At 60.2% G+C, this 24,791-nt stretch carries 20 protein-coding genes, 1 tRNA gene and 1 pseudogene; 15 read left to right on the top strand and 7 right to left on the bottom strand.

The annotated features are described in order from the left end of the window. Positions 1–3 precede the first annotated feature (3 nt). From ACYZTK_RS08585 to ACYZTK_RS08575, 3 genes are all read left to right on the top strand, one after another. Positions 4–762: an MBL fold metallo-hydrolase gene (locus tag ACYZTK_RS08585; protein WP_462014033.1), complete on the top strand. Its 759-nt coding sequence runs from the start codon at positions 4–6 to the stop codon at positions 760–762. Positions 763–790: 28 nt separating this feature from the next. Beyond that, positions 791–1,504: a phosphoribosylaminoimidazolesuccinocarboxamide synthase gene (purC, locus tag ACYZTK_RS08580; protein WP_092271820.1), complete on the top strand. Its 714-nt coding sequence runs from the start codon at positions 791–793 to the stop codon at positions 1,502–1,504. A gap of 83 nt (positions 1,505–1,587) precedes the next feature. After that, a tRNA-Ser gene (locus ACYZTK_RS08575) sits at positions 1,588–1,677 on the top strand. Positions 1,678–1,772: 95 nt separating this feature from the next. Here ACYZTK_RS08575 and ACYZTK_RS08570 read toward each other — a convergent pair. Then, entirely contained in the window at positions 1,773–2,057 is a 285-nt protein-coding gene (locus ACYZTK_RS08570; RefSeq protein ID WP_462014032.1) for a DUF3077 domain-containing protein, read from the bottom strand. A 645-nt stretch (positions 2,058–2,702) separates the two neighbouring features. Here ACYZTK_RS08570 and ACYZTK_RS08565 point away from each other — a divergent pair. Next, positions 2,703–3,036, top strand: a pseudogene (locus ACYZTK_RS08565) (type II toxin-antitoxin system HicB family antitoxin). An 86-nt stretch (positions 3,037–3,122) separates the two neighbouring features. Here ACYZTK_RS08565 and ACYZTK_RS08560 read toward each other — a convergent pair. The 6 genes from ACYZTK_RS08560 to ACYZTK_RS08535 form a co-directional block, all read right to left on the bottom strand. Continuing rightward, the gene (locus ACYZTK_RS08560; protein ID WP_462014031.1) at positions 3,123–3,494 is read right to left on the bottom strand and encodes a hypothetical protein; all 372 of its coding nucleotides are present in this window, start codon (positions 3,492–3,494) and stop codon (positions 3,123–3,125) included. Between the two features lie 35 nt (positions 3,495–3,529). After that, complete coding sequence (locus ACYZTK_RS08555) at positions 3,530–3,883, bottom strand: hypothetical protein (RefSeq protein ID WP_462014030.1); 354 nt, start codon at positions 3,881–3,883, stop codon at positions 3,530–3,532. Between the two features lie 479 nt (positions 3,884–4,362). Further along, a complete protein-coding gene (locus ACYZTK_RS08550; RefSeq protein WP_462014029.1) occupies positions 4,363–5,337 on the bottom strand; it encodes a hypothetical protein in 975 nt (324 codons plus the stop codon). Between the two features lie 11 nt (positions 5,338–5,348). Next, positions 5,349–5,837 (bottom strand): Hcp family type VI secretion system effector, encoded by a 489-nt coding sequence (locus ACYZTK_RS08545; RefSeq protein ID WP_462014028.1) that lies wholly within the window; start codon positions 5,835–5,837, stop codon positions 5,349–5,351. Between the two features lie 177 nt (positions 5,838–6,014). Next, positions 6,015–6,614, bottom strand: a complete 600-nt coding sequence (locus tag ACYZTK_RS08540) for a cupin domain-containing protein (RefSeq protein WP_462014878.1) — start codon at positions 6,612–6,614, stop codon at positions 6,015–6,017. A 66-nt stretch (positions 6,615–6,680) separates the two neighbouring features. Next, positions 6,681–8,642 (bottom strand): oxidoreductase, encoded by a 1,962-nt coding sequence (locus ACYZTK_RS08535; protein ID WP_462014027.1) that lies wholly within the window; start codon positions 8,640–8,642, stop codon positions 6,681–6,683. A 234-nt stretch (positions 8,643–8,876) separates the two neighbouring features. On the opposite strand from ACYZTK_RS08535, the gene ACYZTK_RS08530 reads away from it, so the two are divergent. The 11 genes from ACYZTK_RS08530 (at position 8,877) to ACYZTK_RS08480 (ending at position 24,709) form a co-directional block, all read left to right on the top strand. Next, the gene (locus ACYZTK_RS08530; protein ID WP_462014026.1) at positions 8,877–9,524 is read left to right on the top strand and encodes a TetR family transcriptional regulator C-terminal domain-containing protein; all 648 of its coding nucleotides are present in this window, start codon (positions 8,877–8,879) and stop codon (positions 9,522–9,524) included. 93 nt (positions 9,525–9,617) lie between these two features. Beyond that, positions 9,618–10,334, top strand: a complete 717-nt coding sequence (locus ACYZTK_RS08525; protein WP_462014025.1) for a response regulator — start codon at positions 9,618–9,620, stop codon at positions 10,332–10,334. Between the two features lie 5 nt (positions 10,335–10,339). Further along, on the top strand, positions 10,340–11,113 hold the full coding sequence (locus ACYZTK_RS08520; RefSeq protein ID WP_462014024.1) for a substrate-binding periplasmic protein: 774 nt from the start codon (positions 10,340–10,342) through the stop codon (positions 11,111–11,113). Continuing rightward, the gene (locus tag ACYZTK_RS08515; protein WP_462014023.1) at positions 11,110–13,359 is read left to right on the top strand and encodes an ATP-binding protein; all 2,250 of its coding nucleotides are present in this window, start codon (positions 11,110–11,112) and stop codon (positions 13,357–13,359) included. Before ACYZTK_RS08520 ends, ACYZTK_RS08515 begins: the two co-directional genes overlap by 4 nt. 208 nt (positions 13,360–13,567) lie before the next feature. After that, positions 13,568–14,980, top strand: a complete 1,413-nt coding sequence (locus ACYZTK_RS08510) for an amino acid permease (RefSeq protein ID WP_462014022.1) — start codon at positions 13,568–13,570, stop codon at positions 14,978–14,980. A gap of 1,362 nt (positions 14,981–16,342) precedes the next feature. After that, complete coding sequence (locus ACYZTK_RS08505; RefSeq protein WP_462014021.1) at positions 16,343–17,134, top strand: enoyl-CoA hydratase/isomerase family protein; 792 nt, start codon at positions 16,343–16,345, stop codon at positions 17,132–17,134. A 43-nt stretch (positions 17,135–17,177) separates the two neighbouring features. Next, the gene (locus ACYZTK_RS08500) at positions 17,178–18,338 is read left to right on the top strand and encodes an acyl-CoA dehydrogenase family protein (RefSeq protein WP_462014020.1); all 1,161 of its coding nucleotides are present in this window, start codon (positions 17,178–17,180) and stop codon (positions 18,336–18,338) included. Positions 18,339–18,356: 18 nt separating this feature from the next. Continuing rightward, positions 18,357–20,456 carry an acetate--CoA ligase family protein gene (locus ACYZTK_RS08495; protein ID WP_462014019.1) on the top strand — a complete coding sequence of 700 codons (2,100 nt, stop codon included), beginning with the start codon at positions 18,357–18,359 and terminating at the stop codon, positions 20,454–20,456. 10 nt (positions 20,457–20,466) lie between these two features. After that, positions 20,467–22,074, top strand: coding sequence for a 5-guanidino-2-oxopentanoate decarboxylase (locus ACYZTK_RS08490; protein WP_462014018.1), 1,608 nt, complete (start codon positions 20,467–20,469; stop codon positions 22,072–22,074). Positions 22,075–22,110: 36 nt separating this feature from the next. Next, on the top strand, positions 22,111–23,301 hold the full coding sequence (locus tag ACYZTK_RS08485; RefSeq protein WP_462014017.1) for a pyridoxal phosphate-dependent aminotransferase: 1,191 nt from the start codon (positions 22,111–22,113) through the stop codon (positions 23,299–23,301). Then, a complete protein-coding gene (locus ACYZTK_RS08480; RefSeq protein ID WP_462014016.1) occupies positions 23,294–24,709 on the top strand; it encodes an aldehyde dehydrogenase family protein in 1,416 nt (471 codons plus the stop codon). The genes ACYZTK_RS08485 and ACYZTK_RS08480 overlap by 8 nt, the downstream gene beginning before the upstream one ends. Positions 24,710–24,791 lie beyond the last annotated feature (82 nt).

Below are 24,791 nucleotides of genomic sequence, written 5' to 3'. Positions count from 1 at the left end.
CTCATGCGTTTTGCCGTTCTCGGCAGCGGTAGCCAAGGGAACGGCACGCTGATAGCCAGCGCTGACACGTATGTGCTGGTGGATTGTGGTTTCTCCCTGCGGGAAACCGAAAAACGCCTGCTGCGCCTTGGTGTAAACCCGGCGCAGCTGAGCGCGATACTCGTAACCCACGAACATGCCGACCACGTGCATGGCGTGGGTTTGCTGTCTCGGCGCTACAATCTGCCTGTCTACCTCAGTCGCGGCACCCTGCGCGGGATGCGCAAACCGATAGAACCGGCTGGCCTCCTGGCCGGCGGCGAGCAACTGCAGATCGGCGCACTGAGCATCGGCGTCATTGCCGTGGCCCATGATGCACAGGAACCGACGCAGTACGTGTTCAGTGATGGTGAACGGCGCTTTGGCCTGCTGACCGACCTGGGCTCGTATTGCAACACGGTGCTGGATGGCTACAGGGATCTCGATGCGCTGATGATCGAGTCCAACCACTGCCGTGACATGCTGGCTCGCGGTCACTACCCGTACTTTCTCAAGCAGCGGGTGGGCGGCGAATTTGGGCATTTGAACAACCACCAGGCGGCATTCCTGGTGTCCGAGTTGGGCTGGCAAGGCCTGCAACACCTGGTCCTGGCCCATCTAAGCAGCAAGAACAACCTGCCGCAGCTGGCCCGGCAATGTTTTGTCGACACCCTCGGGTGCGACCCGGACTGGCTGCAACTGGCCGATCAAGATTCAGGGCTCGACTGGCGACACATCGCCTAGCCCACCTACTTAGCAAGCGGAGCCCATCATGGAAAAACGTGAAGAACTCTACCGCGGCAAAGCCAAATCGGTCTTCAAGACCGACGACGCTGACCGCTTGATCCTGCTGTTTCGCAACGACACCTCGGCGTTCGACGGCAAGCGCATCGAACAGCTCGACCGCAAGGGCATGGTGAACAACAAGTTCAACGCCTTCATCATGCAGAAACTCGAAGCTGCCGGCGTGCCGACCCAGTTCGACAAGCTGCTGGGCGACAACGAGTGCCTGGTGAAGAAGCTCGACATGATCCCGGTCGAGTGCGTCGTGCGTAACTACGCCGCCGGCAGCCTGGTCAAGCGCCTGGGCGTTGAAGAGGGCATGAAGCTCAACCCTTACACCTTCGAACTGTTCCTGAAGGACGACGCCAAGGGCGACCCGTTCATCAACGAATCCCACGTCGTGGCATTTGGTTGGGGCACCGCCGAGCAACTGGTCCGCATGAAGGAACTGTCGCTCAAGGTCAACGAAGTCCTGAACAAACTGTTCGACGACGCCGGCCTGCTACTGGTCGACTTCAAACTCGAATTCGGCGTATTCAGCGACGGCTCCATCGTCCTGGGTGACGAATTCAGCCCCGACGGCTGCCGCCTGTGGGACAAGGCCACCGGCAAGAAAATGGACAAGGACCGCTTCCGCCAGGGCCTCGGTGACGTCATCGAAGCCTACGAAGAAGTCGCCAACCGTCTGGGCGTACCGCTCTAATCGACGCAAGCATCTGATAGCACAGAAATATTTCGCTTAGGGGCTTCGCATCCGGCGAAAGTGTTGTTATGATGCGCGCCGTTGGAGAGATGCCAGAGTGGCCGAATGGGACGGATTCGAAATCCGTTGTACCTTCACCGGTACCTAGGGTTCGAATCCCTATCTCTCCGCCATTACATAGAAAAAGCCCCGTAGCTGAGAAGTTGCGGGGCTTTTTCGTTTCTGTGGGTTTTTCTCGGGCGTTAGTAGGCGGGCCTACGAGCGAGTGTCAACCGTCGGTATTCACCGGTGGCCACCTACGCAACACCTTGTGTACGTCATCTACTACTGCTTTGCTCATCGCGGTCAGGTAGTGCGCTGCCGAGGCGTTTCTGTCTGTGTCCTTATCTTGAGCAGCATTGGCAGTCAACAGCTTGGCCAGGCACAAAAGATCAGAGGCTTGCGCCAGAGCATTCCCGATAGGCACGCCGGGGTTTACGCGAAACAGCGGCTGGTTGGCGCAGTAGTGGAACGGAGTGAGGCCAATGGTCGTCAGTTCGGGTTTGTCGCTCATCTGCCACCCCCTTCAATGAAGCAGGTGAGATCGAGCCGAGAGGTTTGAAAGGATTTGGAACTACGTTGAGGGGAAAGACTTTGTTTGTGCGGATTTACAGTTTCCATGTCTAGCTCCGTGACTTGGGGAGCTGCCATTTTCGTTACCAAGCGAATGGGTGGCAGCTGTGCGCAGGTTGGTAAACCGGGAGTCACGGAGACCGGCACGCCCGAAAGCGTCCCGCGCACAACCGCCATAACACAGATATTCAGGCGTCAAGACACCAGGAAAATGTGAAGGGGGCGCTGTTGCGCAACTCGTCGGGTTACCAAGCCCGATCGCTGGATATCCAGCGACCTCATGAGGGTATACCGACGCAACTCACGCCATCAAGGCGCTGGCCTGCCGTAAAACACAACAAAGCAAATTCGTACGCAACTCTCGGAGTTTGCCTACAACTCCGTCGAGAGTCACCCCGATATTCTTATGGGCTTAAAAAAACGACTGAATCTGGGAGTTCCTAGGCCGTTAAGGGCAGTGGGGCGCGGGTTCTCCCTAAGCTCAGCTGCATAGTCGCGACCTCTCATCGGCCGCATCCAGTTAAAGAAGCAAAGCCCTACTAGGTGCGGGACGTTCGGGCTTTTCTTGAACAAGCAGGGTTAACCCGTGAACGTTATGAATTATCAGGGCTATGTTGCCCGGATCGAATACAGAGATGAAGAAGGCCTTTTTGTAGGCCACATTGCCGGCATCAAGGACGTCGTTGGGTTTCACGGCGAATCGGTCGGCGAGCTTCGCTCAGCATTTAAAGAGGCGGTCACTGACTATCTGGAAGCGTGCGCCAAGCTCGGTTGCGCACCGCAGAAACCGTTTTCGGGAAACCTCAGTTTGCGTCTCGCTCCAGCGCTGCACGCGACGGACGCTGTAAAAGCACAGCTTTGCTAACAAACGCATCAACCAGTGGGTAGCTGATGTTCATGATCGGGAAGCACGTGTCTGACGAGTCATCTTTCCAGTGGTGAGCCGCAATGCTCGCTCGAATGCTTCAAATTTATCAAAGTCTCGGAGGCGCGGCGCGTACGTTATCTAAATATTTTGCCCATATATGGGAACGAAAAAAAAAGCTAAGGAAGATATTATGCTGACGATCCACGGCAGTATAAGCTTGTTTCTCAGGCTAGTTGGCATGGTCGACAGCTCGCGTGCGTCTATCAATCCGCGTCTTTCAAATAAATCAGGTGCTAAAAACATCACAATAATCGAACCGTTTCTCGGAATTTTTCCAAACAATCCAAAGCTTCCAAAAGTTTTCAGATTGATCTCAACAAGTTTGCTTGTCTTTAAATGACTTTCTGCTTGTTCAGTTAGCTTGTGGGCCGAGACAATGAGCCAGATTGCTGAAGATATTTGAGTAGTCATTACAAATGTGCCGGCGACAACCAATGTTAAGCTGCCCATTGTGAAGAGTTCCTCTCAGATCAATGTCTTGTCAACTAATTGATAAAAAACATAGCGATAAGGAATAATGTACCGGCGATCCACGGCATTATAAGCTTATTTCTTAAACTGGTCGGCATGTTTGACAGCTCACGTGCGTCTATCATTCCACGTTTCTCAAAAAGTTTAGGTGCTAAAAACATCATTGCAATCGAACCGCTTCTTACGACTTTACCCATCAATCCAAGGCTTTCAAATACTATTCGATTGCTCGATACGAATTTGCTTTTATTTAAATAACTTTCTGCTAGATCGGTTAGCCTGTGTGCAGACATGAAGATCCATATTACAGTCAGCAGTTGCCCGGAAATTATAAATGTACCAGCGATAATCAACGTTTGGATGTTCATTGTGGAAAGTGCTCATGGATAAGCTCGTCGAGTTGCTCTTGGCCAAAAAACTACTGAAAGGTGACGATTAAGAAAATGGCAGAATGAGATACTGAGTGGTCACGTATTTTACGAATAGGTCCTGCCCATATATGGATACATAATAAACGCTAAGCCGAATATTATGCCGACGATCCAGGGCAGTATGAGCTTGTATCTAAGGCTAGTCGGCATGTTTGACAACTCATGTGCGTCTATCATTCCACATCGCTCAAAAAAATTAGGAGCTAAGAACATCAGGGCTATAGACCCGTTTCTTGCGACTTTTCCAAACACTCCAAAGCTTCCAAGAGTTTTTAGATTGTTCTCTACAAATGTGCTTTTCTTTAAGTGACTTTCTGCTAGTTCAGTCAGCCTATGGGCGGAGATGATGAGCCAGATTACTGAGGATATTTGTGCGATCATTATAACTATACCAGCGATAACCAACATTAAGCTGCTCATTGGGGGTGCTCATAGATAACATTACCCATATATTCCCCAGCCCTGGAGCCGTATTCGCCTCCTGCCCATCCTCCTAAAACTCCTCCGACTAACGTGCAGGCGAAAATACTTGCACCAAACGTGACTGGAGTGAATGCGACCGCACAAATAGTAGTAGCCGCTGCGACTCCGACTGAACCGCCGAGCATTCCAATAGCCACGCCTCCCACCAACTTACCACCCTCCGTATACTTGGCCTTTCGGCACTCTTGTTCCCGACCGCTGGAGCACGCTGTGTAGATTGATGTCCCCGCCGCTGCGACGTTTAACCCAACTCCCAGGTATGTGCCTTTTTTTATCAGGTTCGAAGCCTTAGACACACCGCTGATGGTGTCCGCGTAACCCGCGATGATCCCCTTATGTAAAAAGCTCTTGGTCGAAATTCCAAGCATACTCTTGATTGGACCTTGATTCCGCATCCCTGAACCATGGCCCGCAAAGCTTTTTAACTGGCTGTCGAGCTTGTCAAATAGCATTCTACGCTTTGAGTAAAAGGCTTCTCGACTCAGGCTCGTGCCACTCCTTAAGTGTTCGTTATGCGCTGCTTCAATATCGAGCAGGGTGGTCTTGATGCCCTCGAGATGTCTGCTCCATGCATCACCTACCGTACCGATGCCGAGTGAAGAATAGCCGAGGACCTTTGTCAGAAATTCATGATTTTCAACCAGGAAGCCATCGCTTTGCATTCCGTTTGTCATAAGCGCGATATGGGTCTCAGAAGCTTTGCGCATATAGAAAGCTTCTTCAGCTGTACAAAACGGGGTCGAGTGATCCCCAATAATCACTATCTCACCCGGCAATACCACAGTGTTGAAGATGTGCGCGTTCAAAATGTCGAATTTCGCGCCGGTATTTTTACCGAGCTGTAGATTCGATTTCAAATACGAATAGGGTTGTACTCTTGGGTTAATGAAGCTGTATACCTCAGACATAGATAATAGCCTCAGGAGTATTTCTTATTGTTGATTCGATCCCAACCACCTGCGACATTCCCTCCGCCGGCGCCATCCGCTCGTTTTTGCTGAGTGTAAGTCGTTTTGATACGCCCATAGTTCAAGCTGATCGTTTCGGTTGGCACGCCATCATTCGCAACTTGCGAGTACATTGAAATAATCACCTCTTCAAGGGTGATCTCGAAATACTTTAATTTATCTCCGCCCGCCCTGTGCAAGGACAGAACTACTTCTTTCAGGTGCTCGCCTGCACAGCTAGCTTCGATCAGCTTGCAGCTGGATTTGTCCAGAAATTTGGTAATGGTTAAATCGGTGACAGTGGTTCGGCCTGATGAAGCCCCTCCCGCAGAGCTGGCGGTAGCAGAAGTACTTTGGTGGGTACCAAAGCTGTAACCTGTGGTTTCTATCCAGTCCTTGTGCTGCTCATCCAGAGCTTCACCGGGAATTCCCTCTATCTTCAGATACGCGTCGAATGCCATTGCCTTTCATCCTTGTCGTGAGAGTTGTTTAACAGATCTTAAGCATTAAATTACTGCCCACCAGTAGTTGGGAAAAATCAGGAAGTGACTGTAGGAAAAAACTCCTTGTCCCCATCCAAAAACAAAAAAGCCCCAAAGCAAATCAAGCTTCGAGGCCTCTTCATCACAAACAACCCATCAAAACGTAGGCGGCGTAACCACCCATATCACCACCGCATCCACCTCCCCAGGATTGCCATACCGGTGCGGCTCCTGACTCGAGAAGCTGAAACTATCTCCCTCGCTCAGCTGAAAATACCGCTCGCCAACCCACAACTCAAAACTCCCCGACAGTAAATACCCGGCTTCTTCGCCCTCATGGTTGTAACTCTGCTGACTATAAGTGCCAGGCGGAAACCGTGAGTGCAGCATCTCCAACTGCCGGTTCGGCTGCGGGGTCAGCAGTTGGTCGACGATGCCGTCTTCGTAATGCACGCTCATCCGCGTGTTTTTGCGCACGACTACGCCTTGGTCTTCGGGGGCCGTGATGGCTTCGCTGGCGAAGAACCACTGGATGGTCACACCCAGGCTGCGGGCGATGTTGAAGAGGGCGGGGATAGAGGGGTAGGCGAGGTTGCGTTCGAGTTGGCTGATGTAGCCGGCGGTCAGCTCGCTCATGCTGGCCAGTTCGGCCAGGGTCATGCCCCGGCGTTTGCGCAGGCCGCGGATTCGGGTGCCGAGGAAGCTCGGCTCTGCCGCGGCGCTGTCCTGTGCGGGCGCGCCGCGGGCAGGCGGCATCTTGCTGCTGTTGCTCATGCGTGCTCCAGGCCGGGGTTGGGTGAAAACCCCGGAGTATAAACAGCCTCAAAGCGCCCAGGCGACTTTCAAACCTTCGTAGATTGCCTCTTCGGCAGTGCGTGGTGCGAGGCAGTCGCCGATGCGCCGGAATTCCACCAGGCCTTGCAGTTCGGCGCCCAGGGTGTCGACCGGTTGATGACCCTGGCACAACACCAGCGTGTCGATATTTTCCAGCAACATCGGTTCGCCGCTGGCGGTGTGTTGCAGGTAGACGGTGTTGTCATCGCAGCCGTAGAGGCGGGCGTAGGGGGTGATGGGGATGCCGAGTTTGTGCAGTTCGCCGGCCAGTTGATCGCGCACGTACAGCGGCAGGTTTTCTGCGCAGTGGGTGCCGTTGACCGCGAGTTGCACCTGATGCCCGGCGCGCACCAGGCGTTCGGCGATGCCGGGGCCGATCCAGTCGCAGCGCCAGTCGACCACGACAACTGAACGACCGATCTGCACTTCATCGCGCAGCACTTGCCAGGCGTCCACCACCTGCAGTTCGCCGCCGCGCTCGAAGTTGGGCCAATAGGGTTCGGCCCCGGTGGCGACGATCACCAGGTCCGGGCGCTCGCGTTCTACCAGAGAGCGGTCGACGCGGGTGTTGCGCACGACCCGCACACCGGCCATTTCCATCTCCCGTTGCAGATTGGTGCTGGCGCCGCCGAACTCGCTGCGTCGTGGTAAAAGTTGCGCCAGCAGCACCTGGCCGCCGAGTTGCGCGGTGGCTTCGTAGAGCGTCACCTCATGTCCACGCTGGGCGGCCACCGCAGCGGCTTTCATGCCGGCCGGGCCACCGCCGGCGATCATGATGCGCTTGCGTTGGCCGGCCGGTCGGCGCTGACCGAAGATCAGCTCGCGGCCGGTTTCCGGGTGCTGGATGCAGGAGATCGGCAAGCCTTTGTGGAAGTGGCCGATACACGCCTGGTTGCAAGCGATGCACGCGCGCACATCTTCGACGTGGCCGGTATCGGTCTTGTTAGGCATTTGCGGATCGCAGATCAGCGCGCGGGTCATGCCGCAGACGTCGGCTTGACCGCGTGCCAATATCAACTCGGCTTCCTGAGGCTGGTTGATGCGCCCGGTGACGAACAGCGGGATCGACAGCGCGGCCTTGAAGGTTCCGGCTTCCTTGGCCAGGTACGCGGCCTCGATCGCCATCGGCGGCACGATATGCACGGCGCCGCCGAGGGATGCGGAAGTACCGGCGACGATGTGCACGTAGTCCAGGCTGCCTTGCAGGGATTGCACGGCGAGCAGCGATTCGTCCTCGGTCAGCCCCTCTGGATCGCGCTCGTCGGCGGAGATGCGCAGGCCGATGATGAAGCTGTCGTCGGTGCTGGCGCGCACCGCAGCAATGATTTCCCGAAGGAAACGCAGACGTTGTTCGAGCTCGCCGTTGTAACCATCGGTACGCCGGTTGACTCGCGGGTTGATGAACTGTGCAGGCAGGTAACCGTGGCTGGCGACCACTTCGACTCCATCGATCCCGGCCTGAAACAGGCGCCGGGCCGCTGCTGCGTAGCCGGCGACAATCTCGTCGATCATGGCCTGATCCAACGCGCGCGGCATCACCCGAAACCGCTCGTTGGGCACCGCCGAAGCGGAATAGGCGACCGCCAGCAGGCCATCGCTGGACTCCATGATTTCCCGCCCCGGATGGAAGATCTGCGACAGGACAACCGTGTCGTGTGCATGGCAGGTTTGTGCGAGCTTGCGATAGCCCTCGATGCAGGCGTCCTCGGTGGCCATCAACACGTGGGAGGTGTAACGCGCACTGTCGTGCACCCCGGCCACCTGCAGCACGATCAACCCGGCACCGCCCGCGGCTCGTGCCTGGTGGTAGGCGATCAATTGATCGTTGACAAGGTTGTCGGTGGGCATCGAGGTGTCGTGTCCGCTGGACATGATGCGATTTTTCAGGCGTTTGCCGCGTAGCTGCAGCGGTTCGAACAGGTGCGCAAAAGCGTGGGACGAGGTGCTCATGGTGTGGCTACTCCAGGCGGCCTGAAGCCGAAAGGGCCGGTTTTCGGCGTCATTATTTCGCCATAAGAATTTACCTGTAGTAAAAAATCAATATAAATCTTTACTGGAGTAAGACGCTCGCGTGCATGTAATCCGTCTCGACATCTGGAGTAGGCGAGGGTTGTTGCTGTACAGTCGTTCAGCTCGTGAATGGCTCGTACCGGGCTCAACTCTCGCCTCCAGGAAGGTCGTCCAATGACTCAGGAAGTCCGATTCTCCAGAATGGCGCCTGAACTGCGCAAAACCAATCTCATCGAGGCCACGCTCGTGTGCCTGCAGCGCCACGGTTTCCAGGGCGCGTCCATCCGCAAGATTTCCGCCGAGGCCGGGGTGTCGGTCGGGCTGATCAGCCATCACTATTCCGGCAAGGACGAACTGGTCGCAGAAGCCTACCTGGCGGTGACCGGCCGGGTCATGAGCCTGTTGCGCGCAGCCATGGAGCAGGCGGCGCCCAATGCCCGTGAAAGGATGTCGGCATTTTTCCGTGGCTCGTTCTCCGCCGAGCTGCTCGATCCGCAACTGCTCGACGCCTGGCTGGCGTTCTGGGGCGCGGTGAAGACGGCAGAGGCAATCAACCTGGCGCACGAACATTCCTACGGCGAATACCGCGCCATCCTGCGCAAAGTGCTGAATGAGCTGGCGGCGGAAGAGGGCTGGGAGCACTTCGACTCCGACCTCGCGGCCATCAGCCTCAGCGCCTTGCTCGACGGCTTGTGGCTGGAATCGGGCCTCAACCCCGGCACCTTTACCCCGGAACAGGGCATGCAGATCTGCGAAGCCTGGGTCGATGGTTTGCAGGCCGGCGGTCGGCAGCGCTTCACTTTGCAGACGACGGGCTGTTGATCGATCGTTCAGCAGTGGCTATTCTCGGCCCTCAGTGCAAGAACAAAACTCTAATAAGAAACACGCCTTCGGGCATACGCGGGACACCTAGCGATGACTCCTCGGGTATTGATCGTCGATGACGATCCGCTGATTCGCGAACTGCTGCAGGCCTACCTGTCCCAGGAAGGTTATGCCGTGCATTGCGCCGCCACTGCCGAGCTGGCCGAAACCTTCCTGGCTACCCAGAGCGTCGATCTGGTGATGCTCGATATCCGCCTGCCGGGCAAGGATGGCCTGACCCTGACCCGGGAGCTGCGGGTCCGTTCGGAAGTCGGGATCATCCTGATCACCGGGCGCAACGATGAAATCGACCGCATCGTCGGCCTCGAATGCGGCGCCGATGACTACGTGATCAAGCCGCTCAATCCACGGGAACTGGTGTCCCGGGCGAAGAACCTGATCCGCCGGGTGCGCCACGCTCACACGCCCCAACCGGTTGCCACCGTCGCCCGCCCGGTCAAACAGTTTGCTGCCTGGGGACTGGACACCGACCGGCGCCGCCTGATCGACCACAGCGGCAGCGAAACCCTGCTGACCCATGGCGAGTACCAGCTGCTCAGCGTGTTCCTGCGCAACAGCGGGCATACCTTGAGCCGGGACCAGCTGATGGACCAGATCCGCAATCGCGAGTGGGTGCCCAACGATCGCTCGATCGATGTACTGGTCGGGCGCTTGCGGCGCAAGTTGCATGATGACCCCGCCGAGCCCGAGCTGATCATCACCATTCACGGCGCCGGTTATCTGTTCACCGCCAGCGTGGCGGCCTGAGCGGCATGTGGCGCGGGTTCTGGTTACTGTTGATGCTCGCGGCGACAGGCGTGACGGCTGCGGAAAAGATTCGCTATTGCGACTATCCGGTCTACCCGCCGATCTCCTGGAGCGACGGCAAACAGATCCGCGGCGTTGCGCCCAGCGTGGTGAAAAAACTGTTCGGGCAACTGGGCTACGAAGTCGAACTCGTCGAGCTGGATAACTGGAATCGCTGCGTGCTGGATGCCGTCGAAGGTCGGGTGGATGTGGTGCTGGCCTATCGCACTGCCGAGCGTGAGCAGGGCCTGGATTTTTCGACGGTGCCGGTGTTGCGCGAGGAGGTCGCGGTGTTCGTCAATCGCCAGCATCCGGTGCGGATCGATCGGCTGGAAGATCTGGCAAATTACCGCGGTGGTTTCCTGTTCGGTGAAAGTTACGGTGAGACGTTCGACCGTTTTGTCGCCGAGCACCAGAACATCGAAAAGGTCTCCGATAGCCGGCAGAACTTCGGCAAGCTGATACGCGGGCGCATCGACTTTATCGTCTCCGAGCGCCGCACCGGGCAAATGCAGGTCGATACATTGCCGGGGGCGCAGGACATCGTCGCCCTGGCCAACTCCTTTGGCGTGGATTACCTGCGAGTGGCGGTCTCGCGCCGTTCTCCCTTGGCCAGTCGCATGGAAGAGATCAACGCGCAGTTGCAGCGCATGGCCGACTCGGGCGAGATCGAGCGCTTGCTCCACGAGAGTGAGGTCACTTACCGCGACACGTTTGGCCTGCCGGCGGATCGACGGTGATTCGCGCCCGGCCCGGTGGCCTGCTGCGGCGCCTGTTGCTGTTCATCCTGTTCTTCAGCCTGTGCTTCACCGTGCTGGCGAGCAGCGTGCAGTTGTACTTCGAGTACCGGCGCGAGATGCGCGATATCGACTCGCGCATGGAGCTGATCCGCGCCGGCTATCTGGCCAGTCTGGAGCGCAGTCTGTGGGATCTGAACCAGGAACAGCTAAATGTGCAATTGCGCGGGCTGGTGGATTTTTCCGACGTCGCGCGGGTGCGTCTGATCAGCCCGGATTTTGCTCTGCTGCAAGGCAATCCCGACCCGGTAGGGCCACTGCGCATCGAGCGTTTTGCCCTGGACTATCAACCACCGTCGGGGGGCCTGCGGCACCTGGGCGCGCTGGAAGTCAGCACCGACCTGGGGGCGGTGCACGAGCGCCTGTTTACTACCGGGCTGACCAGCCTGTTATGGATGAGCGTGTTTCTATGTGGCCTCGCCGTCGTGCTTTCGGGGTTGTTTTATCGCCTGGTCACGCGCCATCTGCAGGTCATGGCTGAGTTCGCCCGGCGCATCGCAGCGGGCGACTCCCACGAGCCGCTGCGGCTGGACAAGAGTCGTGGTCCGCAGGACGACGAAATCGATACCGTGGCCCACGCGCTGGACGACATGCGTCGGGCTATTCTCAGTGACATTGATCGGCGGGAAAGTGATCGACTGGCGTTGCAGGACAACCGCGACGAACTGCTGCGGATGGTCGAGCGCCGCACTGCCAGCCTGATGCGCGCCAAGGACGAAGCCGAAGCGGCCAACCTGGCTAAATCACGGTTTCTGGCGACCATGAGCCACGAGCTTCGCACCCCGCTCAATGGCATCCTCGGCATGGCCGAATTGCTCCGTGATGCGCCGCTCGATGAAGTCGGCGGCAAGCGTCTGGATGCTCTGTACAAGGCGGGCGAAGGACTGCTGTCGATCCTCAATGAGGTGTTGTATTTCGCCCGGTTGGAGGAGGGTGTGAGCCTTCCGGAACTGGTGGATTTCTCCCTACGCCAGTTGCTGGAGGAGGTGTTGACGCTGCTTGAGCCGCGCGCCCTGGGTAACGACACGATCCTGCAATGCCACGTCGATCCACGGGTCGCGCAGCGCCAGCATGGCGCCGAACAATTCCTGCGCCAGGTGCTGAGCAATCTGCTGGCCAACGCCATCAAGTTCACCGAGGGCGGGCTGGTCAAGGTTGAGGTAACGCTGTTGCCTGGGGACCCCGGGCAGAGGTTGCGCGTCAGCGTCACCGATGATGGCATCGGTATCGAGCCGGCGATGCAGCAGAAGATTTTCGAGCGCTTCACCCAGGCCAGCGAAGAGGTGGCGCAACGCTTCGGCGGCACTGGACTGGGGCTGGCGATCTGTAAGCACCTGGTGGAGCAGTTGGGCGGAAGTATCGGCGTAGACAGCGAAGTCGGTCGCGGCAGTTGTTTCTGGTTCGAGCTGACACTGCAACCGGCGACCGGTGTGGCGGTCTTGTTGCCGAGTAGCGTCCCGGGCCAGGCCCTGCGGATTCTGGTTGTCGAAGACGTGGCGCTGAACCGCGAGGTGGCCAGCGGCCTGCTGCGACGCGACGGGCATCAGGTGTGGCTCGCAGAAGACGCTGAACAGGCGCTGGTGCAGTGTGCCGCGCAGTCCTTTGATCTGATCCTGCTCGACGTGCATCTGCCGGGCATCAGTGGCGTCGAGCTGTGCAAGCAGCTGCGCGGCAACTCGGGACCAAATCGGCACAGCCGCATCTTCGCCCTGACTGCCAGTGTGCAGCCGGCCCTGGTTCGCGGTTACCTGGATGCCGGCATGGACGGCATCCTCGCCAAACCGTTGAAACTCGACAATCTGCGCCAGGCCCTGGGCGGTCAGTTGCCACCGCAGTCGCAGCCGTCCGATGAAGTCATGGACTGGCCACTGCTGGACACTCACCGCACCCTGCTGGGCGAGCAAAAACTAAACGGGTTGTTGAAGGTGTTGCGCGACTCGATCGAGCAACACAGCGCTGCGCTCAGCGAAGCCATCGACGCCGACGACTGCACGGAAGTGGCGCACCTGGCCCATCGCCTGGCCGGCAGCAGCGACTCGTTGGGCTTTCGTGCGCTGGCCCAGGTGCTGCGCACATTGGAAGAGGCAGCGATGATCCACGATGAGGTGGCGCTACGCGGATTGGCGCCACAGGTAAACGAGCAACTGGGTCGCTCGCGGCAGACCCTGGCGGGCCTGCTGCAGGCCTGACGTACAAGTTTGTTACGACTTTTTACATCTTTGATCCTCGCGTACAACTCGAACTTACATGCCTTTCCAATAATCGACGCAACCGCCGCAGCGCGGTCTTCGAAGCTTATTGGAGATAATAATAATGAACCGCCGTAAAGCTGACCCTTCCTCGCGCCATGACGTCCTGTCAGCCGCCGCGCACCTCGCCGACTATTGAGGTGCCGACATGAGCGAATCAATCGACCGCCAAGGCATCCACCTGACCCGCGCACTGAAAAGCCGGCACATCTTCATGCTGTCCCTGGGAGGCGTGATCGGCACCGGGTTGTTCATGGGCTCCGGCGTGACCATCAACCAGGGCGGTCCGGTGGGAGCGATCCTGTGCTACCTGGTCGCCGGTTTCCTGATGTACCTGGTGATGGTCTGCCTCGGTGAATTGTCTGTGCAGATGCCGGTGTCCGGCTCGTTCCAGACTCACGCCACCAAATTCATCGGGCCGGGCACTGGCTTCATGATTGGCTGGGTCTACTGGATGAGCTGGGCAACCACCGTGGGGCTGGAGTTCACCGCTGCGGGCATGTTGATGGAGCGCTGGTTTCCGACGGTGCCGATCTGGTATTGGTCGGCCTTGTTCGTCGCAGTGCTGTTCGGCCTGAATGCCCTGGCGACCCGCGCATTCGGTGAAGCGGAATACTGGTTTTCCGGGATCAAGGTCGCGGCGATTCTCGGCTTCATCGTGGTCGGCGTGCTGGTGATCTTCGGCGCGATCCCGCTGACCAGCGGCGAGCCGGCACCGATGATGAACAACCTGATCGGTGATTCACTGTTCCCCAACGGCCTGTCGGCGGTGTTCGCGGTGATGATGACCGTGGTCTATGCCTTCCAGGGTTGCGAAATCATGGGCGTGGCGGCGGGCGAAACCGACCAGCCGGAAAAGAGCATTCCCCGTGCGGTGCGCAACGTGGTGTTCCGTGTGTTGATCTTCTACGTGCTGGCGATTGTGGTGCTGTCTGCGATCGTGCCGTGGCAGCAGGCCGGGCTGATGGAGAGTCCGTTCGTGCAGGTGTTTGACATGGTGGGCATTCCGTACGCCGCTGATCTGATGAACTTCGTGATCCTTACCGCGATTCTGTCGGTCGGCAATTCCGGGTTGTATGCCTCGACGCGTATTTTGTGGGCGATGTCCAAGACTGGCATGGCACCTCGGAGCCTGTCGCCCCTGAGCAAGCGTGGTGTGCCGTTGCGGGCGCTGAGTATCACGCTGTGCTTTGCCCTGGTGTCGTTGATGACCAGCTTCGTCGCGGCCGATACGTTGTTCATGGTGCTGATGGCGGTGAGTGGTATGTCGGGCACGGTGACCTGGATTGTCATTGCCCTGGCGCAGTACAAGTTCCGCAAGGCTTACCTGCGTGATGGTGGGAAACTGAGCGACCTGAAATACAAGGCGCCGTGGTTCCCGCTGATTCCGCTTACGTGCATTGTGTTGTGCTGTTCGTTGTTTGTGTTTCTGGCACTTGATGCGACTCAACGTCCTTCGCTGTATTGGGGGTTTGGTTTTATTGCGCTGTGCTATGGCACTTACTTCCTGTTTTATCGCAAGCGTCAGGAGATGTTGGCGCCGAGTTTGCCTTCTGCCTGATTGATTGGGCTGGACGAAAAACGCGATGGATGACTGTCGCGTTTTTTTGTTTTTATCAGTTCCATTCGACTTCCCTGTAGGCGCTGTGTAGGAGCTGTGTAGGAGCTGTGTAGGAGCTGTCGAGTGAAACGAGGCTGCGATCTTTTGATCTTGCTTCTTCGTACATATCCATTGCTGCGGTAACGGCTTCTATTGGTTCCGCTTTTACAGCGGGTCACTTGGAACAGCCCCAAGTAACCAAGGGCTTCCTGCCCCACCACTCGGCACCTCGCCTAGGCTCGGTGTGCCCTCACTCCGGCATTGCTCCGCGGGCCGCTGCGATGGGCCCTCCATGGCCCAGCGCAGCTAAACCGGCATCCTTGCCGGTTTACCCGCTACGCAATGCCTGCGTTCGGCCATCGTGGTTAACGGGGCGTCCGCGATCAACAACCGGGCCGAGGCGGCCTGAGAGCCGACCTGGCTGGTAGTTCGGTGCAGTCTCAGCGCCCATGAAACACCTGCAAATTAAACACCCGCAAATGGGACACCCTCTGTGGGAGCAAAGCTTGCTCGCGATGACGGATAGGCATTCGACATTGGTGGTGACTGATATACCGCTATCGCGAGCAAGCTTTGCTCCCACTGGTCCATCTCCCACTGGTCCATCTCCCACAGGTCCATCTCCCACTGGTCCATCTCCCACAGGTTCTCTTTTCAGATTCAGGAAGGTGCACGACCAAACAAGCGCAGCGCGCCGGCTTGATGCCTTGGTCGGCCCGAAGGCCGCCACGGCCCGGTTTTTGATCGCGGACGCCCCGTTAACCACGATGGCCGAACGCAGGTATTGCGTAGCGGGTAAACCGGCAAGGATGCCGGTTTAGCCGCGCTGGCCCATGGATGGGCCATCGCGGCGGGCCCGCGGAGCAATGCCGGAGTGAGGGCACACCGAGCCTAGGCGAGGTGCCGAGTGGTGGGGCAAAAAGCGTTTGGTTACTTTGCGCTTTTCAAAGTGACCCGCCGTAAGGGCGGAACCAATAGAAGCCATGACCGCAGAAACGGATATGTACACAGCAAGATCAAAAGATCGCAGCCTCGTTTCACTCGACAGCTCCTACAAGGTAATCGTGTGATGTAAGGGCAGAACCAATAGAAGCTGCTACGGCAAACCCCAAAACCCCATGTACCCAGTTGTTCAAAGTTGTAACAAACCCATCCCTACCAAACCAAAAAAACAAAAATAAACCAATAACATCAATTACATACGAATAAAAACCCACAGTTACAACCACCCATCCCCCCAATTGCCGCCTTACTGAACACTCGTTTAGTATGGCCTCAAGTCGCACCCCCTCACTCCAATCAAAAAAAATCCGAGGCCCCGCAATGACTACTCAACCTTCTCTGCTCAGCCAGGTCGAAGCAGGCGTCGCCTGGATCACCCTGAACCGCACCGCCCAGCGCAACGCCCTCGACATCCCGACCCTGAAAAACCTGCACGCCTTGCTCGACCAGTTCAACAGCGACCCCACCGTCCGGGTCGTCGTCTTGACCGGCAGCGGCCGCAGCTTCTGCGCCGGTGCCGACCTCGCGGAATGGGCTGAAGCCGAAGCCCGTGGCGACCTCGAAACCTACGGCTGGACCGAAACCGCCCACGCCCTGATGAGCCGCCTGTACAGCCTGGAAAAACCCACCATCGCCGCCATCAACGGCACCGCCGTCGGCGCCGGCATGGACCTCACCCTGTGCTGCGACCTGCGCATCGCCGCGCAATCGGCGCGGTTCAAGGCTGGGTACACCAGCATGGCGTACTCCCCGGATGCCGGTGCCAGCTGGCACCTGCCAAGGCTGATCGGCACCGAGCAAGCCAAGCGCCTGCTGTTCCTCGACGAACTGTGGGGCGCCGACCGGGCCCTGGCGTCCGGGCTGGTGGGCGAAGTGTGCGCCGATGAACTGCTGCTCGACACCGCCGGTGACCTGGCAAGCCGCCTGGCCAACGGCCCGACCTTCGCGTTTGCCCAGACCAAAAAACTCATGCGCGAAGGCGCCCAACGTGACCTGCCGCAGCAACTGCAAGCCGAACTGGCCGCCGGCCTGTTGTGCGGTCGCAGCACAGACGGCGCGGAAGCCTTGCGTGCCTCCGTGGAAAAGCGCCCGGCGCGCTTCGTCGGTAAATAAGCCGTCCCGCCCCCATAACCGTGAACGAACAACAGGTAGCACCATGAATTTCCAACTGACCCAAGAACAAGAAATGTTGGTGGACGCGGTACGCAGCTTTGTCGCCAAGGAACTGCTGCCCCACGAAGAAGCGGTCGACCGTGCCGATGAGGTTTCCCCGGAGTTGGCGGCTGAGATTCGCGGCAAGGCTATCGCTGCCGGTTTCTATGCTTTCAACATGCCGGAAGAAGTGGGTGGCGGCGGGCTCGACTACCTGTCCCAGGCGCTGATCGAGCGCGAGCTGTCGAAGGTGTCTTGGGCGCTGCACGTGTTCGTCGCACGGCCGTCGAAGATCCTCATGGCCTGCACCGGCAGCCAGATCGGCGACTACCTGTTGCCGTGCATTCAAGGCGAGAAAATCGACTGCTTTGCCCTCACCGAACCGGGTGCCGGTTCCGACGCCAATGCAATCAAGACCCGCGCGGTACCCGACGGTGATGACTTCATCCTGAACGGCAGCAAGCACTTCATCAGCCACGCCGGGCACGCCGATTTCGCCATCGTCTTTGCGGTCACCGACACCTACGAACACAACGGCCGCAAGCGCAACGCCGTGACCTCGTTCCTGGTGGATCGCGACACCCCGGGCATGACCATTCGCCGCGGTCCCAAGTGCGTGAGCAACCGGGGTTACCACACCTTCGAAATGTTCTTCGACGACTGTCGGGTACCGGCCAACAAAGTACTCGGCGAAGTCGGCAAGGGTTGGGAAGTCGCCAACGCCTGGCTCACTGCTGGTCGGGTCATGGTCGCCGCCAACTGCGTCGGCCAGGCGCAGCGTGCACTCGACGTGTCGCTGCAATGGGCGGCGGATCGCAAGCAGTTTGGCCAGCCGATCGGCACCTACCAGGGCATCTCGTTCAAGCTCGCCGACATGGCCACGCAGATCCGCGCAGCCGAACTGCTGACCTTGCACACCGCGTGGAAAATGGACCAGGGCACCATGACCGATGGCGAGGCCGGCATGGCCAAGCTGTTCGCCAGTGAAGTGCTCGGCCGTACCGCCGATGAGGCGGTGCAGATTTTTGGCGGCATGGGCCTGATGGATGAGGGACCGGTGGAGCGCATCTGGCGCAACGCGCGGATCGAGCGAATCTGGGAAGGCACCTCGGAAATCCAGCGGCACATCATTTCCCGTGAACTGCTGCGGCCGCTGCTGCGCTGAGCGCCCTGGAGAACTCCCATGTCGCAGACTATTCGTGACAATCTCAAGCGCCTGCTCGCCCCGCGCCACCTGGCGTTTGTCGGCGGTCGCAGCATGGCGCGCGCGCTCAAGCGTTGCGCCGAAGGCGGCTATCAGGGACAGATGTGGCTGGTGAACCCGCAGCATGAAAGCCTCGAAGGCGTGCCCTGTGTACGCAGCATCGCCGAGCTGCCCTGCGGCCCGGACGCGGTGTTCATCGCGACCAATCGCGAGCTGACGCTGACCTGCGTCGCCGAGCTCGCGGCCAAGGGTGCCGGCGGGGCGATCTGCTACGCCTCGGGTTTCGCCGAGACGGGCGCCGAAGGCGAGGCGTTGCAGCAGCAGTTGCTCAAGGCGGCGGGGCAGATGGCTCTGCTCGGTCCCAACTGCTACGGCCTGCTCGACTACTTGCACAGCTCGGCCTTGTGGCCGGTGGCCCATGGCGGCAAGCCGGTGGAGAAGGGTGTCGCGGTGCTGACCCAGAGCGGCAACTTCGCCTACAACCTGTCCATGAGTGATCGCTCGCTGCCGGTGGCCTACATGGCCTCGGTGGGTAACCAGGCGCAATTGGGCGTCGCCGAGTTGATGGACGTGCTGCTCGATGAGCCGCGGGTCACCGCTATTGGCCTGCATATGGAAGGGCTGAAGAACGTGCCGGGTTTTGCCCGTGCCGCACACAAGGCACTGGAGAAGGGCATTCCGATCATCGCGCTGAAAACCGGGGTGTCGCAGATCGGTGCCGAACTGGCGCTCAGTCACACCAGCTCGCTGTCCGGTTCCGATGCGCTGTACGACAGCCTGTTTGCGCGCCTCGGCGTGATCCGCGTCAGCGGCCCGGTGAGCTTCGTTGAAACCCTCAAGGCCGCGGCCTGCGGAAGACTCCCTGCGGGCGGCAGCCTGATTGCGCTGGCCTGTTCCGGTGGCGATGCCGGGCTGATCGCCGACTACGCCGAACGCAACGAACTGACCTTGCCCAAGCTCGATGCAACCCAGGTTGAAGAACTCGCCCGGGTGCTGCCGAGCTACGCCAACCTGGTCAACCCGCTGGATTTCACCACGGCGATCTGGGGCGATGGCGAGGCGTTGAATCGCATGCTCGACAGCGCCCTGCGCACCGAAGCCGATGGGGCGATGCTGGTGCTCGACTACCCGTCGGAGTCCACCGGCGAACGCAAGGAGTGCGACCTGCTGCTGGAGCTTTACTGCGCAGCGCTGGCGCGTCACGGCAAGACCGGCTTTGTCACTTCGGCGTTCCCCGAGCTGCTGCCGGCCAGTGCCCGCGAACGCCTGCATGCCCAAGGTGTGGCAGCGTTGCAAGGGGTGGAAGACGGCCTGGCTGCATGGGGCCGGATTGCCAATTACCAGCCCAATCGCCAGGCGCTGTTGGCGCTGGGTGAGTCGGCGTTGGTGCCGCTGTGTCCCCAGGCCCTGGAAGGCGAAGGTCGCCTGCTCAACGAGTGGGATTCCAAACAGGCACTGCGCGCTTTCGGCCTGCCGACGCCGAATGGCGTGTTGAGCACCCCGGCAAATGCTGCAGCCGATGCCAATGTCCTGGGCTACCCGCTGGTGCTCAAGGCAGTCAGCGCGCAACTGCCGCACAAGACCGAAGCCGGCGCCGTAGCGTTGAATCTCAAGGACGCTGGCGCCGTGAGCGCAGCCCTGGACAAGATGCGCGCGAGCATTGCCGATTACGCACCGCACGTGCCGTTCGATCAACTGCTGCTGGAGCCGATGGCCACGCCGCCGTTGGCCGAACTGATCGTCGGCATCAAGCGCGAAAATGACTTCGGCCTGGCCCTGGTGATTGGCGCCGGCGGCATCCTGGTAGAGCTGCTCAAGGACAGTCGCAGCCTGCTGCTGCCGACCACCGACGGCGCCATTCGCAGCGCGTTGCTGAGCCTGCGCAGTGCCCCGTTGCTGCAAGGTTTTCGCGGTCGTCCGGCGGCGGACATTGACGCGCTGGTGGCGGCGATTCGCGCAGTCGCCGACTACGCCTGCGAAAACGTCGACCAGTTGCTGGAACTCGATGTGAACCCATTGTTGGTCGGTGCCCATGGCACGACTGCGGTCGATGCGTTGATTCGCCTTGGCCACGAGTGAGGATTTGAACATGCAAACCAAAACAATGACCGGCGGCCAGGCCCTGGTCCGCCTTCTGGCCAACTACGGCGTCGATACCGTATTCGGCATTCCCGGCGTGCACACGCTGGAGCTGTATCGCGGCCTGCCGGGCAGCGGCATTCGCCATGTGCTGACCCGGCACGAGCAGGGAGCCAGTTTCATGGCCGACGGTTATGCCCGGGTCAGTGGCAAACCAGGGGTGTGTTTCATCATCACCGGGCCTGGCGTGACCAACGCCGCCACCGGCATTGGCCAGGCGTACGCCGACTCGATTCCGATGTTGGTGATCTCCAGCGTCAACCACACCGCCAGCCTCGGCAAGGGCTGGGGCTGCCTGCACGAAACCCAGGATCAGCGCGCGATGACCGCGCCGATCACCGCGTTTTCGGCGGTGGCATTGAGCGCCGAAGACCTGCCTGAATTGATCGCCCGCGCCTACGCCGTGTTCGACAGTGAGCGCCCGCGCCCGGTGCACATTTCGGTACCCCTGGACGTGCTGGCAGCGCCAGTGGCTCGCGACTGGAGCAACGACGTGGTGCGTCGTCCGGGGCGTGGTCCTGCCTCGCTCAATGCCATCGAGGAAGCAGTAGCGAAGCTGCAGAATGCCAAGCGCCCGATGATCATCGCCGGCGGCGGCGCACTGAATGCGGCGCAGCAACTGCAAGCGATCAGCACGCGGCTGGCCGCGCCGCTGTTCAGCAGCGTGGCCGGCAAAGGCCTGCTGCCGCCGGACGCGCCACTCAATGCCGGTTCGAGCCTATGCGTCGAGCCGGGCTGGAACCTGATCGCTGAAGCCGACGTGGTGCTGGCGGTCGGCACTGAAATGGCCGACACCGATTTCTGGCGCGAGCGCTTGCCGCTGAATGCCGAGCTGCTGCGGGTGGACATCGACCCACGCAAGTTCAACGATTTCTACCCTTGCGCGGTGGCCCTGCAAGGCGACGCACAGCAGACGTTATCGGCGCTGCTGGAGCGCCTGCCCGCGGCTGATCGCGACGCCGCGGCGGCCATCACTCGCGTAGCGCAACTGCGTGACGCGGTGAAGAACAGCCACGGCCCGCTGCAGTCGATCCACCAGGCAATTCTTGAACGCATTGCCGCCGAGCTGCCGGACAACGCCTTCATCAGCACCGACATGACCCAGCTGGCCTACACCGGCAACTACGCCTTCAACAGCCGCGCCCCGCGCAGCTGGCTGCACCCGACGGGCTACGGCACTTTGGGCTACGGCCTGCCGGCCGGTATTGGCGCCAAGTTCGGTGCGCCAGGTCGCCCGGGCCTGGTGCTGGTCGGCGACGGTGGTTTCCTCTACACCGCCCAGGAGCTGGCGACAGCGGTCGAGGAACTGGACAGCCCGCTGGTGGTGTTGCTGTGGAACAACGACGCTCTGGGGCAGATTCGCGACGACATGCTCGGCCTGGATATCGAGCCGATCGGTGTGCTGCCGCGCAACCCGGATTTCGCCGCCCTGGGCCGCGCGTTCGGTTGCACCGTCACCCAGCCGCAGAGCCTGGCCGAACTGCAGACCGATCTGCGGCACGGCTTCAAGCGCAACGGCGTGACCCTGATCGAACTCAAGCATGCCTGTGCGCATTGATCTTCATTTTTCGCGGCTTTTCAAAAGGAGCGGGCCATGCGTTTTTCCGATCTGACCCAACGTATCGCCGGTGACGGCGCCGCCGCGTGGGACATTCATTACCGCGCCCTGGCGCTGCGCGAGCAGGGTGAGGACATCCTGCTGCTGTCAGTGGGCGACCCGGATTTCGATACCCCGGTGCCGATTGTCCAGGCGGCCATCGACAGCCTGCTCAACGGCAACACCCACTATGCGGACGTGCGCGGCAAGCGGGCACTGCGCGAAGCCATTGCCAGGCGCCACCAGCAACGCAGCGGCCAAGCGGTTACGGCAGAGGAGGTCACGGTGCTGGCTGGCGCGCAATGTGCGCTGTTTTGCGTGGCCCAGTGTGTGCTCAACCCGGGTGACGAAGTGATCGTCGCCGAACCGATGTACGTGACCTACGAAGCGGTGTTCGGGGCCTGCGGCGCAGTGGTGATCCCGGTGCCGGTGCGCCCCGAGAATGGCTTTCGGGTGTTGCCCGAAGACGTCGCGGCGCGCATCACCCCGCGGACTCGCGCCCTGGCGCTGAACAGCCCGCACAACCCTTCCGGCGCGAGCCTGCCACGCGCCACCTGGCAGGCGTTGGCCGACCTGTGCATCGCCCACGACCTGTGGCTGATTTCCGATGAGGTCTACAGCGAATTGCTGTTCGACGGCGAGCACGTCAGCCCGGCCAGTTTGCCGGGCATGGCCGAACGCACCGCGACGCTCAACAGCCTGTCGAAGTCCCATGCCATGACGGGCTGGCGAGTGGGTTGGGCGCTAGCGCCGCCGTCGTTGTCGGCACACCTGGAAAACCTCGCGATATGCATGTTGTACGGCTCCCCGGATTTCATTCAGGACGCCGCGGTCGTGGCTCTGGAAAGCAACTTGCCGGAGCTGGACGCCATGCGCGACGCCTATCGCCAGCGCCGCGACCTGGTGTGCGCCAGCCTCGCCGATTGCCCCGGCGTGCGGGCCTTGAAACCCGATGGCGGAATGTTCGTGATGGTCGACATTCGCGACACCGGGCTCAGTGCCCAGGCGTTCGCCGATCGCCTGCTCGAGCGCCATGGCGTCTCGGTGCTGGCCGGTGAAGCGTTCGGCCCGAGTGCTGCCGGACATATTCGATTGGGCCTGGTGGTAGGCGCAGAACCCCTGCGCGAGGCCTGCCAACGTATCGCCCGTTGTGCCAGTGAACTGATGGAGACGCGAATTTATGCATGACTACAAGGCGCTGTTTATCGATGGCCGCTGGCAGGCCCCGTTCGGGCAGGGCATCGCCGAGGTGATCAACCCGGCGACCGAAACCGCCGCCGGCTCGGTGCCCCTGGGCGACGAGCGCGATGTCGACCATGCGGTGGCCGCCGCACGGCGGGCTTTCAGCAGTTGGTCACGTACGCCTTCGAGCGTGCGTGCCAGCTACATCCGGGCCCTCGCCGGGCAACTGCGCATGCATGCCGACGCGATGGCTGCGGTGATCACCGCCGAACTTGGCATGCCTGTGCAATGGTGCCGGTCGGTGCAGGTCGACGGGCCCATCCAGGGACTGGAGCAATACATCGAACTGGCTGGCCTGATGGATAAAGTGCGCGAGGTCGGCAACTCATTGGTAGTGCGCGAAGCGGTGGGCGTTTGCGCCTTCATCAACCCGTGGAACTACCCGCTGCATCAGCTGATTGGCAAGCTGGCGCCGGCGCTGGCCGCCGGTTGCACGGTGGTGGTGAAGCCGAGTCAGGAAACTCCACTGCACGCTTTTTTCCTCGCCCAAATGATCGAGGCGATCGGCTTGCCCGCCGGTGTGTTCAACCTGGTCAGCGGGCCCGGTTCAAAAGTCGGCGAAGCGCTGGCCAAACACCCGGACGTGGACATGGTGTCCTTCACCGGCTCCACCGGTGCCGGCGTGCGCGTGGCGCAGGCAGCGGCGCCGTCGGTCAAGCGCGTGTGCCTGGAGCTGGGCGGCAAGTCGCCGCTGCTGATTGCCGAGGACGCCGACCTGGCTGCGGCCGTGCGCTATGGCGTGCAGGACGTGATGATCAACTCCGGCCAGACCTGCACCGCGCTGACCCGCATGCTGCTGCCGGCCAGTCGTTACGCCGAAGCCGTGGAGCTGGCGATTGCCGAAGCGCAAAGCCTGCGCATGGGCGATCCGCTGGACCCGCAAAGTTTCCTTGGCCCGATGTGCTCGGCAGCCCAACGCCGCACCGTGCGTGACTACATACAGGTCGGCCAGGAGGAGGGCGCACGCCTTGTGTATGGCGGCGATTCGGCGATGGAGTTCGAGCCCGGGTTCTACGTCGGCCCGACGCTGTTCGCCGACGTCGACAACCGCATGCGCATCGCCCAGGAAGAAATCTTCGGCCCGGTGCTGTGCCTGATTCCTTACGCCGATGAAGCCCAGGCGATCCAGATCGCCAACGACTCGCCGTTCGGCTTGTCCAGCGGCGTCTGGACCGCCAGCCCGGAGCGGGCTCTGAGCCTGGGCCGGCAATTGCGTGCGGGACAGTGTTTTCTCAATGGCGCGGCGTTCAATTACCAGGCGCCTTTTGGCGGCTACAAACAGTCAGGCAATGGCCGTGAGTGGGGGGAAGAGGGACTCAACGAATTCGTTGAAGTGAAGGCGATCCAGGTGTGAGTCCTGACGAGTTCCAACTGGCTCGACCGGTTGCTCGCGTCCCGTGCGTTACCTTCTTCCAACACTCAGCTTGCAAGCGTCT

The organism is Pseudomonas sp. LB3P31 (genome assembly GCF_054897945.1).
This window is presented reverse-complemented; position numbering and strand designations above follow the sequence as displayed.

Coding starts and splice junctions, on each gene's coding strand:
- ACYZTK_RS08585 (WP_462014033.1), top strand. CDS start 4: ATGCGTTTTGCCGTTCTCGGCAGCGGTAGCCAAGGGAACGGCACGCTG.
- purC (WP_092271820.1), top strand. CDS start 791: ATGGAAAAACGTGAAGAACTCTACCGCGGCAAAGCCAAATCGGTCTTC.
- ACYZTK_RS08570 (WP_462014032.1), bottom strand. CDS start 2,057: ATGAGCGACAAACCCGAACTGACGACCATTGGCCTCACTCCGTTCCAC.
- ACYZTK_RS08560 (WP_462014031.1), bottom strand. CDS start 3,494: ATGGGCAGCTTAACATTGGTTGTCGCCGGCACATTTGTAATGACTACT.
- ACYZTK_RS08555 (WP_462014030.1), bottom strand. CDS start 3,883: ATGAACATCCAAACGTTGATTATCGCTGGTACATTTATAATTTCCGGG.
- ACYZTK_RS08550 (WP_462014029.1), bottom strand. CDS start 5,337: ATGTCTGAGGTATACAGCTTCATTAACCCAAGAGTACAACCCTATTCG.
- ACYZTK_RS08545 (WP_462014028.1), bottom strand. CDS start 5,837: ATGGCATTCGACGCGTATCTGAAGATAGAGGGAATTCCCGGTGAAGCT.
- ACYZTK_RS08540 (WP_462014878.1), bottom strand. CDS start 6,614: ATGCCGCCTGCCCGCGGCGCGCCCGCACAGGACAGCGCCGCGGCAGAG.
- ACYZTK_RS08535 (WP_462014027.1), bottom strand. CDS start 8,642: ATGAGCACCTCGTCCCACGCTTTTGCGCACCTGTTCGAACCGCTGCAG.
- ACYZTK_RS08530 (WP_462014026.1), top strand. CDS start 8,877: ATGACTCAGGAAGTCCGATTCTCCAGAATGGCGCCTGAACTGCGCAAA.
- ACYZTK_RS08525 (WP_462014025.1), top strand. CDS start 9,618: ATGACTCCTCGGGTATTGATCGTCGATGACGATCCGCTGATTCGCGAA.
- ACYZTK_RS08520 (WP_462014024.1), top strand. CDS start 10,340: ATGTGGCGCGGGTTCTGGTTACTGTTGATGCTCGCGGCGACAGGCGTG.
- ACYZTK_RS08510 (WP_462014022.1), top strand. CDS start 13,568: ATGAGCGAATCAATCGACCGCCAAGGCATCCACCTGACCCGCGCACTG.
- ACYZTK_RS08505 (WP_462014021.1), top strand. CDS start 16,343: ATGACTACTCAACCTTCTCTGCTCAGCCAGGTCGAAGCAGGCGTCGCC.
- ACYZTK_RS08500 (WP_462014020.1), top strand. CDS start 17,178: ATGAATTTCCAACTGACCCAAGAACAAGAAATGTTGGTGGACGCGGTA.
- ACYZTK_RS08495 (WP_462014019.1), top strand. CDS start 18,357: ATGTCGCAGACTATTCGTGACAATCTCAAGCGCCTGCTCGCCCCGCGC.
- ACYZTK_RS08490 (WP_462014018.1), top strand. CDS start 20,467: ATGCAAACCAAAACAATGACCGGCGGCCAGGCCCTGGTCCGCCTTCTG.
- ACYZTK_RS08485 (WP_462014017.1), top strand. CDS start 22,111: ATGCGTTTTTCCGATCTGACCCAACGTATCGCCGGTGACGGCGCCGCC.
- ACYZTK_RS08480 (WP_462014016.1), top strand. CDS start 23,294: ATGCATGACTACAAGGCGCTGTTTATCGATGGCCGCTGGCAGGCCCCG.